The sequence below is a fragment of the Paenibacillus anaericanus genome (genome assembly GCF_003994475.1).
Taxonomy (GTDB): Bacteria; Bacillota; Bacilli; order Paenibacillales; family Paenibacillaceae; genus Fontibacillus; species Fontibacillus anaericanus.
The window spans coordinates 1-4,344 of record NZ_RZNY01000072.1 but is presented as its reverse complement, the minus strand read 5'-3'; the positions used below and the strand labels follow the sequence as shown (position 1 = coordinate 4,344).

Annotated in this window: 3 protein-coding genes; all 3 read left to right on the top strand. The window is 46.2% G+C overall.

Annotated features, from left to right (window positions below):
• The coding region (locus EJP82_RS27675) for an SPASM domain-containing protein (RefSeq protein ID WP_127195301.1) at positions 1–825 on the top strand (825 nt) is incomplete at its 5' end.
• Between the two features lie 52 nt (positions 826–877).
• Positions 878–2,623 carry a glycoside hydrolase family 35 protein gene (locus EJP82_RS27670; protein ID WP_127195300.1) on the top strand — a complete coding sequence of 582 codons (1,746 nt, stop codon included), beginning with the start codon at positions 878–880 and terminating at the stop codon, positions 2,621–2,623.
• 177 nt (positions 2,624–2,800) lie between these two features.
• Positions 2,801–4,258, top strand: a complete 1,458-nt coding sequence (locus tag EJP82_RS27665) for a sulfatase family protein (protein ID WP_127195299.1) — start codon at positions 2,801–2,803, stop codon at positions 4,256–4,258.
• The last annotated feature ends 86 nt before the right edge of the window (positions 4,259–4,344 follow it).

The window sequence follows — 4,344 nt, the reverse complement described above, 5'->3', positions numbered from 1 at the left end:
CACCGGGTAACGGGGTCGGGGAAAGGCAGTTTTGATCTGGTCATGCGTGGGATTCGCCATTTACAGGATGCCGGTGTGGAGTATAACATTTTGTCGGTGATTCATGAAGATAACGTGACGAAGCCGGATGAGTTGATGGCATTTTACCAAGAACAACAATTTCCTTATATTCAGTTTATCCCTTGTATGGATTTTGTTTCGCAGAAGAGCGGTATGCCTGGACGATTCCGGATTACACCTGAACAGTACGGGCAATTTCTGTGTCGCACATTTGACTTGTGGTATAACGAAGGTTATCCTGAGCTGCCCATACGTATTTTTGAGAATATGCTGCTTGTATTTATGCATCGTCAGGCGGAGCTGTGCGTTCACAGCTCATGCTGTCCGAAGATGATGGTGCTTGAGACGAATGGCGATGCCTACCCTTGTGATTTCTTTATTGATGAAGAGCACAGGTTAGGGAATATCGGTCAAACGGACCTGGAGTCACTGCTTACAAGCCCTGTGTATGATGACTTTTTGCGGATGAAGCCACAAATGAATGAAGCCTGCCGGACTTGTGAATACCTTAGATTTTGCAACGGAGGGTGTCCCCGCAACCGGAATTGGTTAGATGTTAACGATCGTACCGAGGTGGATTATTTCTGCCAAAGCTACAAAATGTTCTATTCACATGCTTATAAACGGATGATTTCGCTCGCGAACCGGCTCAAAGCGGAGCAGATGCAGGAGTACAGAAGAATGGGTCATCCGCTTCCAGGTCGAAATGAATCATGCCTTTGCGGGAGCGGGAAAAAGTTCAAGAGCTGCTGCCAATCGTTGTAAGTGCATCTTTCAACCTAATCTTATGTCAATTGCAATGTTGGAGGAGAATATTATGCGGAAATTATCCATATCAGGTGATCACTTTCTATTGGATGGCCAGCCATTACAGCTACTTTCTGGTGCTCTTCATTATTTCCGGATCGTACCGGAATATTGGCGGGATCGTTTGCTAAAGCTGAAGGCTTGTGGAATGAACACCATTGAAACTTATATCCCTTGGAATTTACATGAACCGGAGGAAGGTCGCTTCTATTTCGAAGGCATTGCAAACATCGAGGCTTTTGTTCAGCTTGCCGGAGAACTTGGCTTGCATGTGATTTTGCGTCCAAGTCCTTTTATTTGTGCTGAATGGGAATTCGGCGGATTGCCTGCATGGCTGCTTGCGGATGATAACATGCAGTTGCGTTGTGAAGATAAGGCTTATTTATCCAAGCTGGATGCGTACTTCGACGAGCTACTTCCACGTTTGCAACCTTTGCTAAGCACCCATGGAGGACCCGTGCTTGCCCTTCAGGTAGAGAATGAATATGGAAGCTTTGGAAGTGACAAAGCTTATCTAAATTATCTGAAAGAAGGTATGATCGCCCGCGGCATGGATGTTTTGCTGTTCACCTCAGATGGAGCTGAAGATCATATGCTGCAAGGAGGTATGATCGACGGGGTATTCGCCACGGTAAATTTCGGTTCGCGGGCAAAGGAATCCTTCGCTAAACTGCGTGAATATCAGCCTACGGGGCCGCTAATGTGCATGGAATTTTGGAATGGATGGTTTGACCATTGGATGAAGCCGCATCACACCCGTCCCGAATTTGAAGTGGCGGAGACTTTGGACGAGATGCTGACTTTAGGGGCCTCCGTTAACTTCTATATGTTCCATGGAGGAACGAATTTTGGATTTATGAATGGTGCGAATCTTTTTGATAAATATGAACCTATCGTAACCAGCTACGATTATGATACGCTACTGGACGAGTCAGGTAAGCCGACGGCAAAATTCTACGCAGTTCGAAAAATTATCGAGAAATATGTAGAGTTACCACCGCTGGAATTGCCTCCATTCATTAAGTCAGGGGCTTACGGCAAATTGCAGATGACAGAATCAGCGCCCTTGTTCACCCAGTTAGACGCATTGTCTCATCCTGTACGTAAAGCATGTCCGGAGCCAATGGAAAAACTCGGTCAGTCTTATGGGTTCATCTTGTATTCGACGAAGATCACTGGACCACGCATCGGCATGGAGCTCGTTCTGCAAGAAGTACGCGACCGTGCGTTAGTCTTCGCCAATGGAACTTTTGCCGGTACTGTAGAACGCTGGGATCCGAGAGGAATTCCAATGGAGGTACCTGCCGAGGGATTACAAATCGACATTCTTGTAGAAAACATGGGACGCGTGAATTATGGCCCACAGCTTCGTGATCCGAAAGGCATAACGTGCGGCGTAAGGCTCGGCTATCAATTCTTACACGATTGGAACATTCGCTCTCTGCCGTTAACAGATCTTAATGGATTGTCATTCGCTCCAATGGATGGCGAAGAACGTCTTCAGCCAAGTTTCTATCGGGGGAGCTTTCAAGTCAGCGAGCTAACGGATACTTTCTTGAGACTGGACGGATGGAGTAAAGGACAAGTTTTTATTAACGGCTTTAATTTAGGTCGTTATTGGGAGAAGGGTCCGACAAAAACGCTGTACTTGCCGGCGCCGCTTCTCCGTCAAGGTGAAAACGAACTAATCCTGTTCGAATTACATGGTGTAATGGAGCCTGTCGTTACTTTTGTGGATAAACCGGATTTCGGATAAAGTAAATTATTTCAGTTTATCCCTTGTATGAATTTTGTCTCGCTTAAGTGCATCTTTCTTTTTAAGTAAACAAGGTTGTCCCAAAAATCATTATTGGGACAACCTTTTCGCTTGGTCGAAGTAACCGTTATCGGTTGGTATGAATCCTCAAAAAATGATGAGAGAGGATGAAAAATAATGAAAAAAAATAAAACCCACATTTGGCTCATTACGACAGACCAGATGCGTGCCGATGCTATTGGTACCGAGAATGAAACAGTTCGGACCCCCGTACTCGATAAGTTGGCCTCGGAAGGAACGGTAATGACGAATGCTTACTGTGCGAGTCCTGTATGCACACCGTCCCGAGCTTCCATTTTCACAGGCCGATACCCTCATGTGCATGGTGCTTGGAATATCGGTGTATCGCTTGATGAGGACGAGGTAACGCTTGGTGATTATTTGAAGCAGGAGAACTATCGGACAGTTGGTGTGGGGAAAATGCATTTTCGCCCGCAGTGCAAGACTGACTTTTCCACGGAGTCAGAGGATGTGGCCATTCGTGACCGCGGTAGGGAGAAGGACAACACTTATTATGGCTTGGATGAACATCACATTTCCGAGGATAACTTACTGGGTAAGTATCTAGACTGGCTTCGAGAACGTAATCCACGGGTAGCAGATCGTTTTGAACTAGATCATTATCGTTCGGAGGATGCCGAGCATGATGTTTGGGAGAGTGACATGCCGGAGGAGCTGCACCAGACGTATTGGACGGCAGAGAAGAGTATTGACACAATAATGGCGCATGATACGGAACAACCACTTTTCCTATGGACAAGCTTCGTAGATCCACATCATCCATTTAATCCGCCTAAAGCCTATGCCAAGCTATATGAAGATGCAGATATTGCGATTCCGCACTCTGATCCTGCTGAGTTAAGACTTCGGCCGGATCACCTACTTTATCAGGGCTTAAATGGTTATTGGCCAGGAGGAGGAGAGCCTCATCCGTATTCCGATGAGCATCTTGGTAGGGTAATCCGCAATTATTATGGGATGATTACGTTTATCGATGAGCAAATTGGACGTATCATGAAAGCCTGGCAGCAAAGAGACATGTATGATGATGTTCTGATCGTGTTTACGAGTGACCATGGAGAGTTGCTCGGCGATCACGGATTGATGTACAAAGGACCGTGGTTCTACGAAGGGTTGACACGTATTCCCATGATTATTCGGGGTCCTGGAATCGCACAGGGACAAAGAACCAACGCCATGATGGAACATGTCGATATCTTACCGACGCTGCTGGATGCCATAGGTTTGGAACGACCATATGGAGTGCAAGGATTATCGCAATTGGAAGTACTCACTGGAAAGAAGGAATATATAAGAGATTCTGCTATTACATCGTATGATGCACACGATCGTGGGATTCAAGCGAAATGCTTACGGACGAACCGTTACAAGCTGGTTGTGTTCGCTGGCGAGGAGTACGGTGAACTGTATGACCTACTGGAGGACCCGGACGAGCGCTGCAATTTGTTTTTTGATCATGTGTCACGTGAGGTAAAACTGAATTTGATGGAGATACTGATTCACCGGCTCATCCAAAATCAAGATCCACTCCCGGAACGTAAAACGAACTGGTAACGAAATGAGGCTGCAGCAATACAAAAAGGAACCCATACTATGGGTTCCTCAGCTTGTCGAGAAACCCAGTCATTTTCATGACATCG